The 12408-nt window shown below is 44.2% G+C and carries 12 protein-coding genes and 4 tRNA genes; 9 read left to right on the top strand and 7 right to left on the bottom strand.

Going from position 1 to position 12408, the window contains the following annotated elements:
- Nucleotides 1-163 precede the first annotated feature (163 nt).
- From napE to pdxH, 9 genes are all read left to right on the top strand, one after another.
- Entirely contained in the window at nt 164-334 is a 171-nt protein-coding gene (napE, locus tag ACSLUR_RS02345; protein WP_115999158.1) for a periplasmic nitrate reductase, NapE protein, read from the top strand.
- 58 nt (nt 335-392) lie between these two features.
- Nucleotides 393-965 carry a ferredoxin-type protein NapF gene (napF, locus tag ACSLUR_RS02340; protein ID WP_448551434.1) on the top strand — a complete coding sequence of 191 codons (573 nt, stop codon included), beginning with the start codon at nt 393-395 and terminating at the stop codon, nt 963-965.
- Entirely contained in the window at nt 946-1287 is a 342-nt protein-coding gene (locus tag ACSLUR_RS02335) for a chaperone NapD (protein ID WP_448551432.1), read from the top strand. Before napF ends, ACSLUR_RS02335 begins: the two co-directional genes overlap by 20 nt.
- 1 nt (nt 1288) lies before the next feature.
- Nucleotides 1289-3784: a nitrate reductase catalytic subunit NapA gene (gene napA, locus ACSLUR_RS02330; protein WP_448551430.1), complete on the top strand. Its 2496-nt coding sequence runs from the start codon at nt 1289-1291 to the stop codon at nt 3782-3784.
- Nucleotides 3785-3795: 11 nt separating this feature from the next.
- Nucleotides 3796-4272: a nitrate reductase cytochrome c-type subunit gene (locus ACSLUR_RS02325; RefSeq protein ID WP_448551428.1), complete on the top strand. Its 477-nt coding sequence runs from the start codon at nt 3796-3798 to the stop codon at nt 4270-4272.
- A 10-nt stretch (nt 4273-4282) separates the two neighbouring features.
- Nucleotides 4283-4870: a cytochrome c3 family protein gene (locus ACSLUR_RS02320; RefSeq protein ID WP_115999153.1), complete on the top strand. Its 588-nt coding sequence runs from the start codon at nt 4283-4285 to the stop codon at nt 4868-4870.
- 211 nt (nt 4871-5081) lie between these two features.
- Entirely contained in the window at nt 5082-5261 is a 180-nt protein-coding gene (locus ACSLUR_RS02315; protein ID WP_147301926.1) for a PA3496 family putative envelope integrity protein, read from the top strand.
- A gap of 95 nt (nt 5262-5356) precedes the next feature.
- Nucleotides 5357-6670, top strand: coding sequence for an amidohydrolase (locus ACSLUR_RS02310; protein WP_448551425.1), 1314 nt, complete (start codon nt 5357-5359; stop codon nt 6668-6670).
- A 147-nt stretch (nt 6671-6817) separates the two neighbouring features.
- Nucleotides 6818-7480, top strand: coding sequence for a pyridoxamine 5'-phosphate oxidase (pdxH, locus tag ACSLUR_RS02305; RefSeq protein ID WP_448551423.1), 663 nt, complete (start codon nt 6818-6820; stop codon nt 7478-7480).
- A 118-nt stretch (nt 7481-7598) separates the two neighbouring features.
- Here pdxH and ACSLUR_RS02300 read toward each other — a convergent pair whose 3' ends face one another.
- The 7 genes from ACSLUR_RS02300 to ACSLUR_RS02270 form a co-directional block, all read right to left on the bottom strand.
- Entirely contained in the window at nt 7599-8729 is a 1131-nt protein-coding gene (locus tag ACSLUR_RS02300; protein WP_115999149.1) for a sodium ion-translocating decarboxylase subunit beta, read from the bottom strand.
- Between the two features lie 9 nt (nt 8730-8738).
- Nucleotides 8739-10538, bottom strand: coding sequence for a sodium-extruding oxaloacetate decarboxylase subunit alpha (gene oadA / locus ACSLUR_RS02295; protein ID WP_448551421.1), 1800 nt, complete (start codon nt 10536-10538; stop codon nt 8739-8741).
- A gap of 14 nt (nt 10539-10552) precedes the next feature.
- Nucleotides 10553-10819: an OadG family protein gene (locus ACSLUR_RS02290; RefSeq protein ID WP_115999147.1), complete on the bottom strand. Its 267-nt coding sequence runs from the start codon at nt 10817-10819 to the stop codon at nt 10553-10555.
- 772 nt (nt 10820-11591) lie between these two features.
- Nucleotides 11592-11668, bottom strand: a tRNA-Arg gene (locus ACSLUR_RS02285).
- Nucleotides 11669-11834: 166 nt separating this feature from the next.
- A tRNA-Arg gene (locus tag ACSLUR_RS02280) sits at nt 11835-11911 on the bottom strand.
- Nucleotides 11912-12007: 96 nt separating this feature from the next.
- Nucleotides 12008-12084 (bottom strand) — tRNA-Arg (locus ACSLUR_RS02275).
- Between the two features lie 52 nt (nt 12085-12136).
- Nucleotides 12137-12229: transfer RNA gene (locus ACSLUR_RS02270), tRNA-Ser, on the bottom strand.
- Between the last annotated feature and the right edge of the window lie 179 nt (nt 12230-12408).

The raw sequence follows: 12408 nt of genomic DNA, 5'->3' as shown, positions 1-12408 counted from the left end.
CTGACATTGTAATCTAAACTTAAATCTATGTACTAGCGGCTAGTAATAAAACTTAGATTATAAGTGGGCACTTACACATACGTTTTACTATTTAATCTAGATCAAGTTTTGTTCGCTCAACTTTTATTAGACTGATTGCATATTCAATCCAAGGGCACAGGTTATGAATATCGACACTAACTCTCAAGAGCAAGCGCTTGAAAAAAAATACGAGCGTAACCTTTTCATTTTTATTGCTGTTTTTCTCGGTCCGATTTTGGCTGTGATGATTGTCGGCGGTTACGGCTTTATCGTCTGGATATCACAAATTTTAACTGGGCCACCAACTTCCTAAACTCCCATTCTAAGCACTTTTACGAATAACGCTTAGTTGCAAATTAGGGTGAATGGTGATGGAACAAGTTGCTAATCGAGCACGTCGACAACTGTTAAAAGGTCGATTTAAAGCTCAAGTAGAAAAAGCCCCAATACGCTTGCCGTGGACAGCTAGCGAAGCGGTTTTTACCGCGACCTGCACACAATGCAATAAGTGTGTTGAGCACTGTGAAACACAAGTTATCAAACGCGACCGTATGGGCTTTCCATTTCTTGATTTTAGTCAAGCGGAATGTACCTTTTGTGGTGAATGTGAGCGCCAGTGCGACCAGCCGTTATTCATCGCACAAGCACATCGCGAAGCCAATCGACCATGGCCAGCCGACATTGAAATCAACAGCAGCTGTTTAGCGACTAACCAAGTTTACTGCCAAAGCTGTCGCGATGTTTGTGACAGCCGCGCCATCAGCTTTCAATTTATTACCAGCGCGATTCCAGTACCCGTTATTAAGAACGACGATTGCACGCTCTGTGGCGCTTGCATTTCCACCTGCCCGCAAAAAGCAATTGCCATCAACCACAATACTAACAGTGCTGGTTATTCAGCATCTCAATTTGAGGAGCTCAACCATGAGCCAATCCAACGCTAATCACCAGCAAGCTAACCACCAAAAAGCAAATGACCAACAAACAGGTCAGGCTAACGAATACCATATCGCCAGCTTTGTTGCACAAGCACCACCACAGTTGGTTGAAGCATTAAGCCATTTTGTTAATAGCTACCAAGGCTGTGAGGTTCATGGCCATAGCGAACAAGGAAAAATCGTTTTTACCGTTGAGGCTACTAGCCAAAAGGCTATCGCCAAAATCGTGGATCAAATCCGTCTAACCGACGAGTTTTTAAGCATTTCGCCGGTTTACCACCAATTTCTCACTGAGCCACAAGCGCCAGTAACAACCGAGGTGAACTAAGATGACACTAAATCGCCGAGAATTTATTAAAGCTAATGCCGTTGCAGCCGCTGCTGCGGTAGCCGGAGTTTCCATACCTGCACAAGCTTCCAACTTAATCACTGCCAGTGATATCACCAAAATCAAATGGGACAAAGCACCATGTCGTTTTTGCGGTACAGGTTGTAGCGTTAACGTGGGTGTGATGGACGGTCAAGTTGTTGCCACCCATGGTGATATTAAATCACCAGTCAACAAGGGGCTGAACTGCGTTAAGGGGTATTTCTTATCCAAGATTATGTACGGTAAAGATCGCTTAACGACACCACTGCTTCGCATGAAAAACGGTAAGTACGACAAAAATGGTGAGTTTACGCCAATCACGTGGGATAAAGCATTCGATGTGATGGAAGAAAAAGCAAAGCAAACGCTAAAAGATGTTGGCCCAACTGGCGTTGGCATGTTTGGCTCTGGCCAGTGGACAGTGCATGAGGGCTACGCTGCTTCGAAACTAATGAAAGCTGGCTTTCGTTCAAACAACATTGACCCGAATGCTCGTCACTGTATGGCTTCTGCGGTTGCAGGCTTTATGCGTACCTTTGGTATTGATGAACCAATGGGTTGTTATGATGACATTGAAGCAACAGATGCTATGGTGCTATGGGGCTCCAACATGGCGGAAATGCACCCGATTTTATGGACCCGCATAACCGATCGTCGCTTAAGTGCGCCACATGTTAAGGTGGCTGTGCTATCAACATTTGAACATCGCAGCTTTGATTTGGCCGATAACGGTATGATTTTCGTACCGCAAACCGATCTTGCCATCTTGAATTTTATTGCTAATTACATCATCCAAAATAACAAAGTGAATCATGACTTTGTTAACAAGCACACCAAATTCGCCATGGGCAACCAAGATATTGGCTACGGTTTACGCCCTGAGCACGTGCTAGAGAGAAAAGCGAAGAACAATACCAAAGCGGGTGGTTCAAAACCGATTTCATTTGATGAGTACGCTAAGTTTGTCAGCAAGTACACACTAGAGTATGCGTCAGAGCTTTCTCATGTACCCAAAGACAAGCTAATTGAACTGGCAGAGCTCTATGCCGATCCAAATCGTAAAGTGTGTTCTTTCTGGACCATGGGCTTTAACCAACACACTCGTGGTGTGTGGGCCAACAACATGATTTACAACATTCATTTGTTGACGGGTAAAATCTCTACGCCGGGTAATAGTCCATTTTCATTGACTGGCCAACCATCTGCTTGCGGCACTGCGCGTGAAGTGGGTACTTTCGCCCACCGTTTACCGGCAGACATGGTAGTGAAGAATCCAAAACATCGCGCAATTGCTGAGAAGAAATGGAAACTGCCAAAAGATGTTATTCCACCAAAGCCTGGTTACCATGCCGTGCTGCAAAACCGCATGCTTAAAGATGGCAAGCTCAATTTCTATTGGGTGCAATGTAACAACAATATGCAAGCGGCAGCCAACATCAATGAAGAAGGTTACCCAGGTTATCGCAACCCGAAAAACTTTATTGTTGTCTCAGACCCCTATCCAACCGTGACAGCACAAGCTGCTGACTTAATTTTACCAACTGCAATGTGGGTGGAAAAAGAAGGTGCGTACGGTAACGCTGAGCGCCGCACGCAAGCTTGGTATCAAATGGTAGAAGCGCCAGAAGGTGCGAAGTCTGATTTATGGCAACTTGTTGAGTTTTCAAAGCGCTTTAAAACCGACGATGTGTGGGAAAAGAAAACCTTAGATAAAAACCCAAGTTACAAAGGCAAAACCTTGTTTGAAGTACTGTTTGCCAATGGCCAAGTCAACAAATACCCACTAAGCGAAGTACCTGACGACCGACTGAATCAAGAAGCCCGTGATTTTGGCTTCTACATTCAAAAAGGGCTGTTTGAAGAGTACGCTTCGTTTGGTCGCGGTAAAGCGCACGACTTAGCTCCTTATGATAGATACCACCAAGAGCGCGGCCTGCGCTGGCCTGTGGTTGACGGGAAAGAAACCTTATGGCGCTTTAAAGAAGGCTCAGATCCTTACGTTAAACCAGGTTCGGGCTTTGAGTTCTATGGTAAGCCAGATGGCAAAGCGATTATTTTCGCCCTGCCTTATGAGCCAGCCGCAGAGTTCCCAGATAAAGAATACGATTTGTGGCTATCGACAGGCCGAGTGCTTGAACATTGGCATTCTGGTTCGATGACACAACGTGTACCTGAGCTTTATCAATCGATGCCAGACGCCTTGGTTTATATGCACCCTGACGATGCTAAAAAGCGTGGGCTGCGCCGAGGCGATGCGGTGAAAATTGTTTCTCGTCGAGGTGAAGTGGAAACCCGAGTTGAAACCCGAGGCCGTAACAAACCACCAATTGGCTTAGTGTTTATGCCTTGGTTTGACGCTAGCCGCCTAACGAACAAAGTGACACTTGATGCCACCGACCCCATCTCTAAAGAAACCGACTTTAAAAAATGCGCGGTTCGCATTGAGAAAGCATAAGGAGCAAAATTATGAAAAAACTCATTATCTGTTGTTTATCTGTGCTGCTTAGCTCGCTCGGTGCGCAAGCGCTAGCTAATGACGATGGCAACATCGCCACGCTAAGACACAGCACAGCCATTGACACACAAGAGTCAACCAAGAAAATTCCAAATGTGATTAATAGCGATATTAAACAAACACGTAATTACCCAATGCAACCACCGGTTATTCCGCACACCACGCGTAATTACGAAGTGAACCTAAATAGTAATAAGTGTATGTCTTGCCACAGCCGCGAGCGCACTCAAGACTCACAAGCTCCGATGGTTAGTGTCACTCACTTTATGGATAGAGAAGGAAACTTCTTGGCTGAGCTGTCGCCGCGTCGCTATTTCTGTAATCAATGCCATGTTAATCAATTTGAAGCTAAGCCACTCATTGATAATAGCTTTGTTGATATGCACACACTCACCTCGCAGAAAGTTAATAGCGGCGAGCAAAAATAGGAGATGTTAGATGAAAGATATCCTAGTAAAAGCATGGCAGACGATTAGAAAGCCAAGCGTTCATTACAGTTTAGGCTTTCTAACACTCGGTGGTTTTATCGCGGGTATAATCTTCTGGGGTGGTTTTAACACAGCCCTTGAAGCAACGAATACCGAAACATTCTGTATTTCATGCCATGAAATGGAAGACAATGTTTATGAAGAGCTAAAAACAACCATTCACTTTACTAACCGCTCGGGTGTTAGGGCCACTTGTCCAGATTGCCATGTGCCGCATAACTGGACAGATAAAATTGCTCGTAAAATGCAGGCTTCAAAAGAAGTGTGGGGCAAAATATTTGGCACAATTAACACCCGTGAGAAGTTTTTGGCAAATCGCAAACGCTTATCTGAACACGAATGGGCAAGATTAAAAGCGAACGACTCGCTTGAATGTCGAAACTGCCATAATTTCGATTACATGGACTTTAGCGTGCAAAGTCAGCGCGCCGCGCAAATGCATTCAACCTCATTGGCCAGTGGTGAAAAAACCTGTATTGACTGCCACAAAGGGATCGCTCATCGCCTGCCTGATATGCAAGGAGTCGAAGGCTGGTAGATATTAGACAAGTGCTTGGTAAGCATAAGCTAACTAAGCTAGAGGGCTTTTACGAACACAGTATAGTGCTAACAAATTAACAAACCTTTTCATTTTTATTTGAAAAAGCCAAATTTGTTGCCTATTTTCAAATTAATGCCGACCATGCTGATTTTTAAGGCATTGTCGGCTTTTTTATGTCTGTTAACTACTGCCAATGGGTGAGATAAAGATGACTTATCGTGACAGCAAGCACACACAGCACAAAGCCGATTTACCAGACTACGAAAAAGACTTAGCGAGCAATGAGCAATCGATTAAAGAGTCAAAAGTACGTAAACGCATTGACGAGTTACTCGAAGAGAAACGCCTAAAGCAACTGCTGGATAACTCAGACGACTGGGAGGTTTAATCGATAACTCGCGCAATATCGAAGATAGATGGTTAGCAAACACCAGCGCTTTGCAGTATGGTTAAGCTATCTTCAACAACAAAAACAACTTCAACATGAAAAAACTTCTATTAGCTGCAAGCATTGCTGTTGCTTGCTCATCATTGCAAACCGCCGTAGCAAATACGAGCTCGTTTAAAGCAGACGTCGCCGATATGGCAACCAAAATTGAACCACAAGTTATCAAGTGGCGCCGTCATTTCCATCAACATCCTGAACTCTCTAATCGTGAATTCGAAACAGCTAAAACCATTGCCAAGTATTTAACTGAGCTTGGTTTAGATGTACAAACAGGCATCGCAAAAACAGGCGTTGTTGCCGTACTTGATTCAGGTAAACCTGGGCCAGTGGTTGCGCTACGAGCCGATATTGACGGCTTACCAGTGACAGAAGCAACAGGTTTACTTTTCGAGTCTAAAGTCAAAGCGGTGCATGAAGGTAAAGACGTCGGTGTGATGCATGCCTGTGGTCACGACACCCATATTGCCATGCTAATGGGCGCCGCCAAAATTCTTACTGACAAGAAAGACCAATTAACCGGTAAAGTGAAGTTTATTTTCCAACCAGCTGAAGAAGGCGCACCACGCGGTGAAGTTGGCGGTGCTGAAGTGATGGTTAAAGAAGGCGTACTCAAAAACCCAGATGTCGACGTTATTTTTGGCTTACACATTAGTTCAGGTCAAGATGTCGGCACCGTAGAATACAAAGAAGAAGGCATTATGGCAGCGGTTGACCCATACCGCATCGTCATCAAAGGCCAGCAGTCACATGGTGCCTATCCTTGGTTAAGCGCTGATCCTATTGTTTCGGCTGCGCAAGTAATTATGGGCTTACAAACCATTGTTAGCCGCGAAGTTAAGCTTATTGACAGCGCAGCCGTTGTCACTGTTGGTATGATTAACGGCGGTAATCGCTCGAACATCATTCCAAGCGAAGTTGAGTTGGTCGGCACCATTCGCAGCTTAAACCCTGATATTCGCAAGCATATTCACGAAGCCGTGCATCGCAAAGCAACCAACATTGCGGCGAGTATGAATACCACTGCAGAAGTAACGTTACCACTAGATTACAGCTACCCAATCACTTACAACGATCCAAAACTTATGCAAACTATGCTGCCAACTTTAGTCGCCACCGCTGGCGAAGGTAATGCTGTAGCAACCAAAGCTGTAACAGGTGCTGAAGACTTTTCTTTCTTCCAAGAAAAAGTGCCGGGTTTGTATTTATTCGTTGGTGGCAAAAGCCGCGATATTCCAGAAGATGAAGCACCGGGTCACCATACGCCAGAGTTTAAAATTGACGAAAGCGGCATGAAGTTAGGTGTTGAACTACTAACGAACTTAACATTTGACTATATGCAGATGAATTAGGCGCAGATGAACTAAAAACCCTTTCTGCCAGTAGTATAATTGCATTCTACATTAAGTAATTTATGCTACTGGCTTATCACTTTCATTGTGGTAATCCAGCATGCTAAATTGCTAAAATAAGCTCAACCATTAATTGCTGTTATCATTATGACTTTCCTAGAAAAAATTCGTTGTTTATTTACTTTTGGCCAAGGGGTTGCCCTGTCATTACCTGAATTTGATGATGCCAGCGATCCAATCGCCCTATTTGACACTTGGTTTAATGATGCCAATAAATCTGGGATCTTATTACCTGAAGCAGTCTCGGTTAGCACTTGTAGTAAAGATGGCCAGCCAAGCTCGCGTATGGTGCTAATGAAATCTTTCGACGAGCGAGGCTTCGTGTTCTACACTAACTATGGCAGTCGCAAAAGCCATGAGCTTGAAGACAATCAAAAGGTCGCCTTGTTATTTCACTGGAATGTCTTACAACGCCAAGTACGTATTGAAGGTACCGTTGAAAAAACTACCATGGAAGAATCAGCTAATTACTTCAACAGCCGCGACCGCGGCAGTAAAGTGGGCGCATGGGCATCCAAACAAAGCCAACAACTCACTCACCCCAATGAGCTTAAGGAACGCGTACAGCAGTTTGAACAAGAGTTTTCAGGTAAAGATGTTCCACACCCTGAGTTCTGGGGCGGTTGGCGCGTAAAACCACATTACATGGAATTTTGGCAAGGCCGTGCAAGCCGCCTACACGATAGGCTGTGTTTTGAAAAAAATGACCAAACGAACAACGACTGGCAAACTTTTAAGCTACACCCTTAGCTCCTCTCTCCTAGAAAAAAGCACAATACATAAAAAAGCCCAAGCCCTAAGCAGTATTGCGTGGGGCTTGGGCTTTTTGTTTATTAATTTATCAGCTTAGCTCATAGAGCCAGTTACTTTAACCGACAAGTGCTAACAGAATACCCGCAGCAACTGCCGAGCCAAGTACACCAGCAACATTTGGTCCCATCGCATGCATTAGCAGGAAGTTGTGTGGGTTTGCTTCTAAACCAACCTTATTCGCCACACGTGCAGCCATCGGTACCGCTGAAACACCCGCTGCACCAATCAGTGGGTTGATCGGCTCTTTCGACAGCTTGTTCATTAGTTTCGCCATCAATACGCCTGACGCAGTGCCAATCGAGAATGCCACCGCACCTAAGGCTAAAATACCTAACGTTTCTACATTTAAGAAGGCATCTGCACTTAGCTTCGAACCAACACCTAGGCCTAAGAAGATGGTGACGATATTGATCAACTCATTTTGCGCAGTTGAGCTTAAGCGATCTACCACGCCTGATTCACGCATCAAATTACCTAAACAGAACATACCAACCAGTGGCGTTGCTGCTGGCAAGAAGAAAATCGCCATTAACAGTACTGCCAGCGGGAAGATAATCTTTTCTATTTTGGTCACGTGACGCATTTGAGCCATTTCAATTTTGCGCTCTTCTTCATTAGTGAATAGCTTCATAATTGGCGGTTGAATAATAGGTACTAACGCCATGTATGAGTATGCCGCAACCGCAATAGCACCAAGCAATTCAGGCGCTAATTTAGACGCCAAGAAGATCGCCGTAGGGCCGTCAGCACCACCAATGATGGCAATGGCTGAAGCATCTTGTAGCGTAAATTCGAATCCAGGAATGGCGTTTAAGGCAATTGCACCAAACAGGGTAGCAAAAATACCAAACTGCGCAGCGGCACCTAAAAACAGGGTTTTAGGGTTAGCAATTAACGCACCGAAGTCAGTCATCGCACCAACGCCCATAAAGATCAGCAGCGGGAAGATGCCCGTGTCGATCCCTGCATAATAAACATAATGCAGTAGGCCACCAACTTCAGAGAAGCCAGCGACAGGGATATTAGTTAAAATCGCGCCAAAGCCCATAGGTAAAAGCAGCAGCGGCTCAAAGTTTCTCGCAATTGCTAAATACAATAAGCCACAACCAACGAGCATCATAACGATCTGGCCAACTTCAAAGTTGGCAAGACCTGTGGACATCCAGAGTGTTTGTAACTGCTCCATGTTATGCCCCTATGATAAGCTCAGTAACACGTCGCCAACAGCAACGGAGTCACCTTCACGGACATTTAAGCTAACAACCGTACCACCTGTTACTGCGCGTACTTCGGTTTCCATTTTCATTGCTTCCATGATGATAACCACATCACCTTCCGCCACTTCTTGGCCTTCGCTAACCAAGACTTTGAAAATATTACCCGCAAGTGGTGCATTCAGCGTTTCTTCGGCTGAAACTGATGCGCTTTGTTTAATTGCAGCGTCTGTCGCCGAGGCTGGTGCTGAACTTGGCGCTACCGAGCTAACACTGCCGCTTGGGCCAACAACCACTTCATAAACTTTACCATCAACCGCAACGGAATAGTTTTCAGTACCACCAGTACTGCTAGCTGAAGGTGCAGGCGCTGCTTTCGGTGCAACATCAGCTTTACTAGGTGCAGGTTCAAAAGCATCTGGATTATTGCGATTCTCTAAGAACTTCAAACCGATTTGAGGGAACAACGCATAAGTAAGCACGTCATCAATAACATCGTCTGCTAAATCAATGCTTTTCTCTTTAGCCAGCTGCTCTAGTTCCGCCGTCAATTTATCCACTTCTGGATCGAGCAGATCTGCAGGTCGGCAAGTAATGGCGTCACTACCATCAAGCACACGTGCCTGCAGCTCAGCATTAACCTCTGCTGCCGTTGCACCGTATTCGCCTTTTAATACACCTGCGGTTTCTTTGGTAATGGTTTTGTAGCGCTCGCCAGTCAATACGTTTAGCACCGATTGGGTACCTACAATTTGTGAGGTTGGGGTGACTAGCGGAATATAACCTAAATCTTTACGAACTTTAGGAATTTCGGTTAGTACTTCGTCTAAACGATCAGCTGCACCCTGCTCTCGTAATTGATTTTCCATATTGGTTAGCATGCCGCCTGGCACTTGAGCTAACAGAATACGCGCATCAACGCCCTTCAAACTACCTTCAAACTTGGCATATTTTTCACGAACATCACGGAAATAGGTTGCCACTTCTGCCAGCTTATTCATGTCTAAACCTGTGTCTCTCGGCGAACCTTCAACTGCCGACACAATGGTTTCTGTTGGTGAGTGACCGTAAGTCATACTCATTGATGAAATTGAAGTATCAATAACATCAATGTCAGCATCAATCGCCTTCATATGAGTAGCAACACTTAAGCCAGTGGTAGCATGGCAATGTAATGAAATTGGCAGCGCAACGGTTTCTTTTAATTTTGTAATGAGCTCTTCTGCATAGTAAGGCTTAAGCAGACCTGCCATGTCTTTAATACATAGCGAGTGCGCGCCCATATCTTCAAGTTGCTTGGCCATTGTTAACCAACCATCAAGCGTGTGCACAGGGCTTTCAGTAAAGCTCAGTGTGCCTTGGGCATGAGCACCTACTTTAACTGCCGCTTTAATCGCTGTTTGTAAGTTGCGAACATCGTTCATCGCATCAAAAATACGGAAAACGTCGACACCATTAATGTGTGCACGTTCAACGAACTTTTCCACGACATCGTCAGCGTAGTGGCGATAACCTAGAATATTTTGCCCGCGAAATAGCATTTGTTGCTTGGTATTTGGCATCGCTTTTTTCAGCTCGCGAATGCGATGCCAAGGATCTTCACCTAAGTAGCGAATACACGCATCAAACGTTGCACCGCCCCATGATTCAATTGACCAAAAGCCTACTTCATCTAACACTGGAGCGATTGGCAACATATCTTCTAAACGAAGTCGGGTTGCTAACAGGGACTGATGTCCATCTCTTAGTACAAGCTCTGTGATACCTAATGGTTTTGTCATGACCATGCTCCTATCTATTCTTTATTATGCTTTTGGCGGTATTGTGAAACAGCGGCAGAAATAGCCGCTACAACTGAAGGTGAGACACCATCATTAGCCGCAGATTTTTTAACTGGTGGGCGAGTAACGGCCGGTGCTACAGGGTCGGGAAACTTATTTGCAAGTGGTGCTAATACGGTATTAATGATCACCACAAGAATGCCAAGAAAGGCGAAAACAAACACCATACCAGCAAGCATCAATGTGCCCGCTTCAATAAACAATTGGCTGAGTGATTCCATTTGTTACTCTCTTATTATTTTCTTTGTCTGGCTAGAATAATCACTCCAATATTGAAAATGCAATCAAGAAATAGCCATTTAAGATAAAAAAAAAGATGTCAATAGCTCAAATCATCATTTTCACTATTCATTCATAATATTTTGATATTTATGCAGCCAAAAAACAGCAAAAACAGTTTTTGTATACAATATTTTTTATCTAATTATTCTAATTTCACTGACTTACAATGAAATTGTATACAATATCGATAAAAAAGCTGTCTATACAATTATGCAATTTTTTCGTTGATTGAAGATGATCTTCATGCTTTTTAGTTATAGCTAAGCCTAGCTCGACGATGATGAATAGCAAGAAAACCCAATTACACTCAATCTCACCATGATGGGTTCAAGTACTCTCATTCGAAGATCGATTTTGTTGTTAAGTTTAAAAGGGAAGTGAAGCTCAACTATCGAGTTATCCGATACCAATTAATTCAATTGGTATTAGTTCTTTGAGGGAGAGCAAAGTGTCCATAAGTCGCTTCATAAGCACACTGACGACTATTGATGATGCGTTAACAATTGCGAGGTAGGCGTTAGGCAATAATGAGGATTACAAGGTTTCTAGGAAGTGAAGCTTAATATAGCCACTTTGATTTTATTTCAGGCTACCCAGCTAAGCCTTTGGGCAACTGCAACAAAACCCTGATCATCTACTAGATTTGCTGTGAACTTTCTACAGGCGAAAAAAAACCAGTCTAATGACTGGTTTCTTCTTTTTCAAGTTATGTGGCGGACGCGGCAGGAGTCGAACCTGCGACCGCCTGGTTCGTAGCCAGGTACTCTATCCAGCTGAGCTACGCGTCCGCGGTCAATCGATATTTTATATCCTGAGGTAAGGATAGCGAACCAGTTCGTAGCCATCTAAGTCAAAGCATACTGCCTATCAAGCTGAACTCTGTGTTCACAGTTAATCGTTATTTTATATCCCGAGGTAAGGATAGTATTTATTGCTTAACCACTTTAAAGAAAGTGGCGGACGCGGCAGGAGTCGAACCTGCGACCGCCTGGTTCGTAGCCAGGTACTCTATCCAGCTGAGCTACGCGTCCGCAATAAAAGTATTATTAATTTATTTTACCAGCCTTAATATTAGCTGTTTTTCAATGCTTAACCAGTTGTTAAAATCATTACCACTTTCGAGAAAGTGGCGGACGCGGCAGGAGTCGAACCTGCGACCGCCTGGTTCGTAGCCAGGTACTCTATCCAGCTGAGCTACGCGTCCGCATAATTAACAGTTTTACATCTTAGTTAACATAGATGCCATTAAGAAATAATGGCGGTGAGAGAGGGATTTGAACCCTCGATACGGCTACAAACCGTATACTCCCTTAGCAGGGGAGCGCCTTCAGCCACTCGGCCATCTCACCAGTGGCTGCGAATATTAATGATTCTGAAAAATAAGTCAAACAGTTTTTTAAACTTTTTATTTCGTTTGCTCACAATTAATACAACACGTCGATATTTAGGGCAAAAACGTGATTAATCGAGCAATATTTTGATGAATTAAGTTTGTTTTTAACATCAGCCCAGCAGCTAATATTGCCCG

Source organism: Thalassotalea montiporae (genome assembly GCF_053485855.1).
The sequence above is the reverse complement of the archived record's forward strand: the minus strand, read 5'-3'. Positions and strand labels throughout refer to the sequence as shown.

Excerpts from the sequence above, each read along its gene's own strand:
- napE (WP_115999158.1), top strand. The coding sequence starts at position 164 with ATGAATATCGACACTAACTCTCAAGAGCAAGCGCTTGAAAAAAAATAC.
- napF (WP_448551434.1), top strand. The coding sequence starts at position 393 with ATGGAACAAGTTGCTAATCGAGCACGTCGACAACTGTTAAAAGGTCGA.
- ACSLUR_RS02335 (WP_448551432.1), top strand. The coding sequence starts at position 946 with ATGAGCCAATCCAACGCTAATCACCAGCAAGCTAACCACCAAAAAGCA.
- napA (WP_448551430.1), top strand. The coding sequence starts at position 1,289 with ATGACACTAAATCGCCGAGAATTTATTAAAGCTAATGCCGTTGCAGCC.
- ACSLUR_RS02325 (WP_448551428.1), top strand. The coding sequence starts at position 3,796 with ATGAAAAAACTCATTATCTGTTGTTTATCTGTGCTGCTTAGCTCGCTC.
- ACSLUR_RS02320 (WP_115999153.1), top strand. The coding sequence starts at position 4,283 with ATGAAAGATATCCTAGTAAAAGCATGGCAGACGATTAGAAAGCCAAGC.
- ACSLUR_RS02315 (WP_147301926.1), top strand. The coding sequence starts at position 5,082 with ATGACTTATCGTGACAGCAAGCACACACAGCACAAAGCCGATTTACCA.
- ACSLUR_RS02310 (WP_448551425.1), top strand. The coding sequence starts at position 5,357 with ATGAAAAAACTTCTATTAGCTGCAAGCATTGCTGTTGCTTGCTCATCA.
- pdxH (WP_448551423.1), top strand. The coding sequence starts at position 6,818 with ATGACTTTCCTAGAAAAAATTCGTTGTTTATTTACTTTTGGCCAAGGG.
- ACSLUR_RS02300 (WP_115999149.1), bottom strand. The coding sequence starts at position 8,729 with ATGGAGCAGTTACAAACACTCTGGATGTCCACAGGTCTTGCCAACTTT.
- oadA (WP_448551421.1), bottom strand. The coding sequence starts at position 10,538 with ATGACAAAACCATTAGGTATCACAGAGCTTGTACTAAGAGATGGACAT.
- ACSLUR_RS02290 (WP_115999147.1), bottom strand. The coding sequence starts at position 10,819 with ATGGAATCACTCAGCCAATTGTTTATTGAAGCGGGCACATTGATGCTT.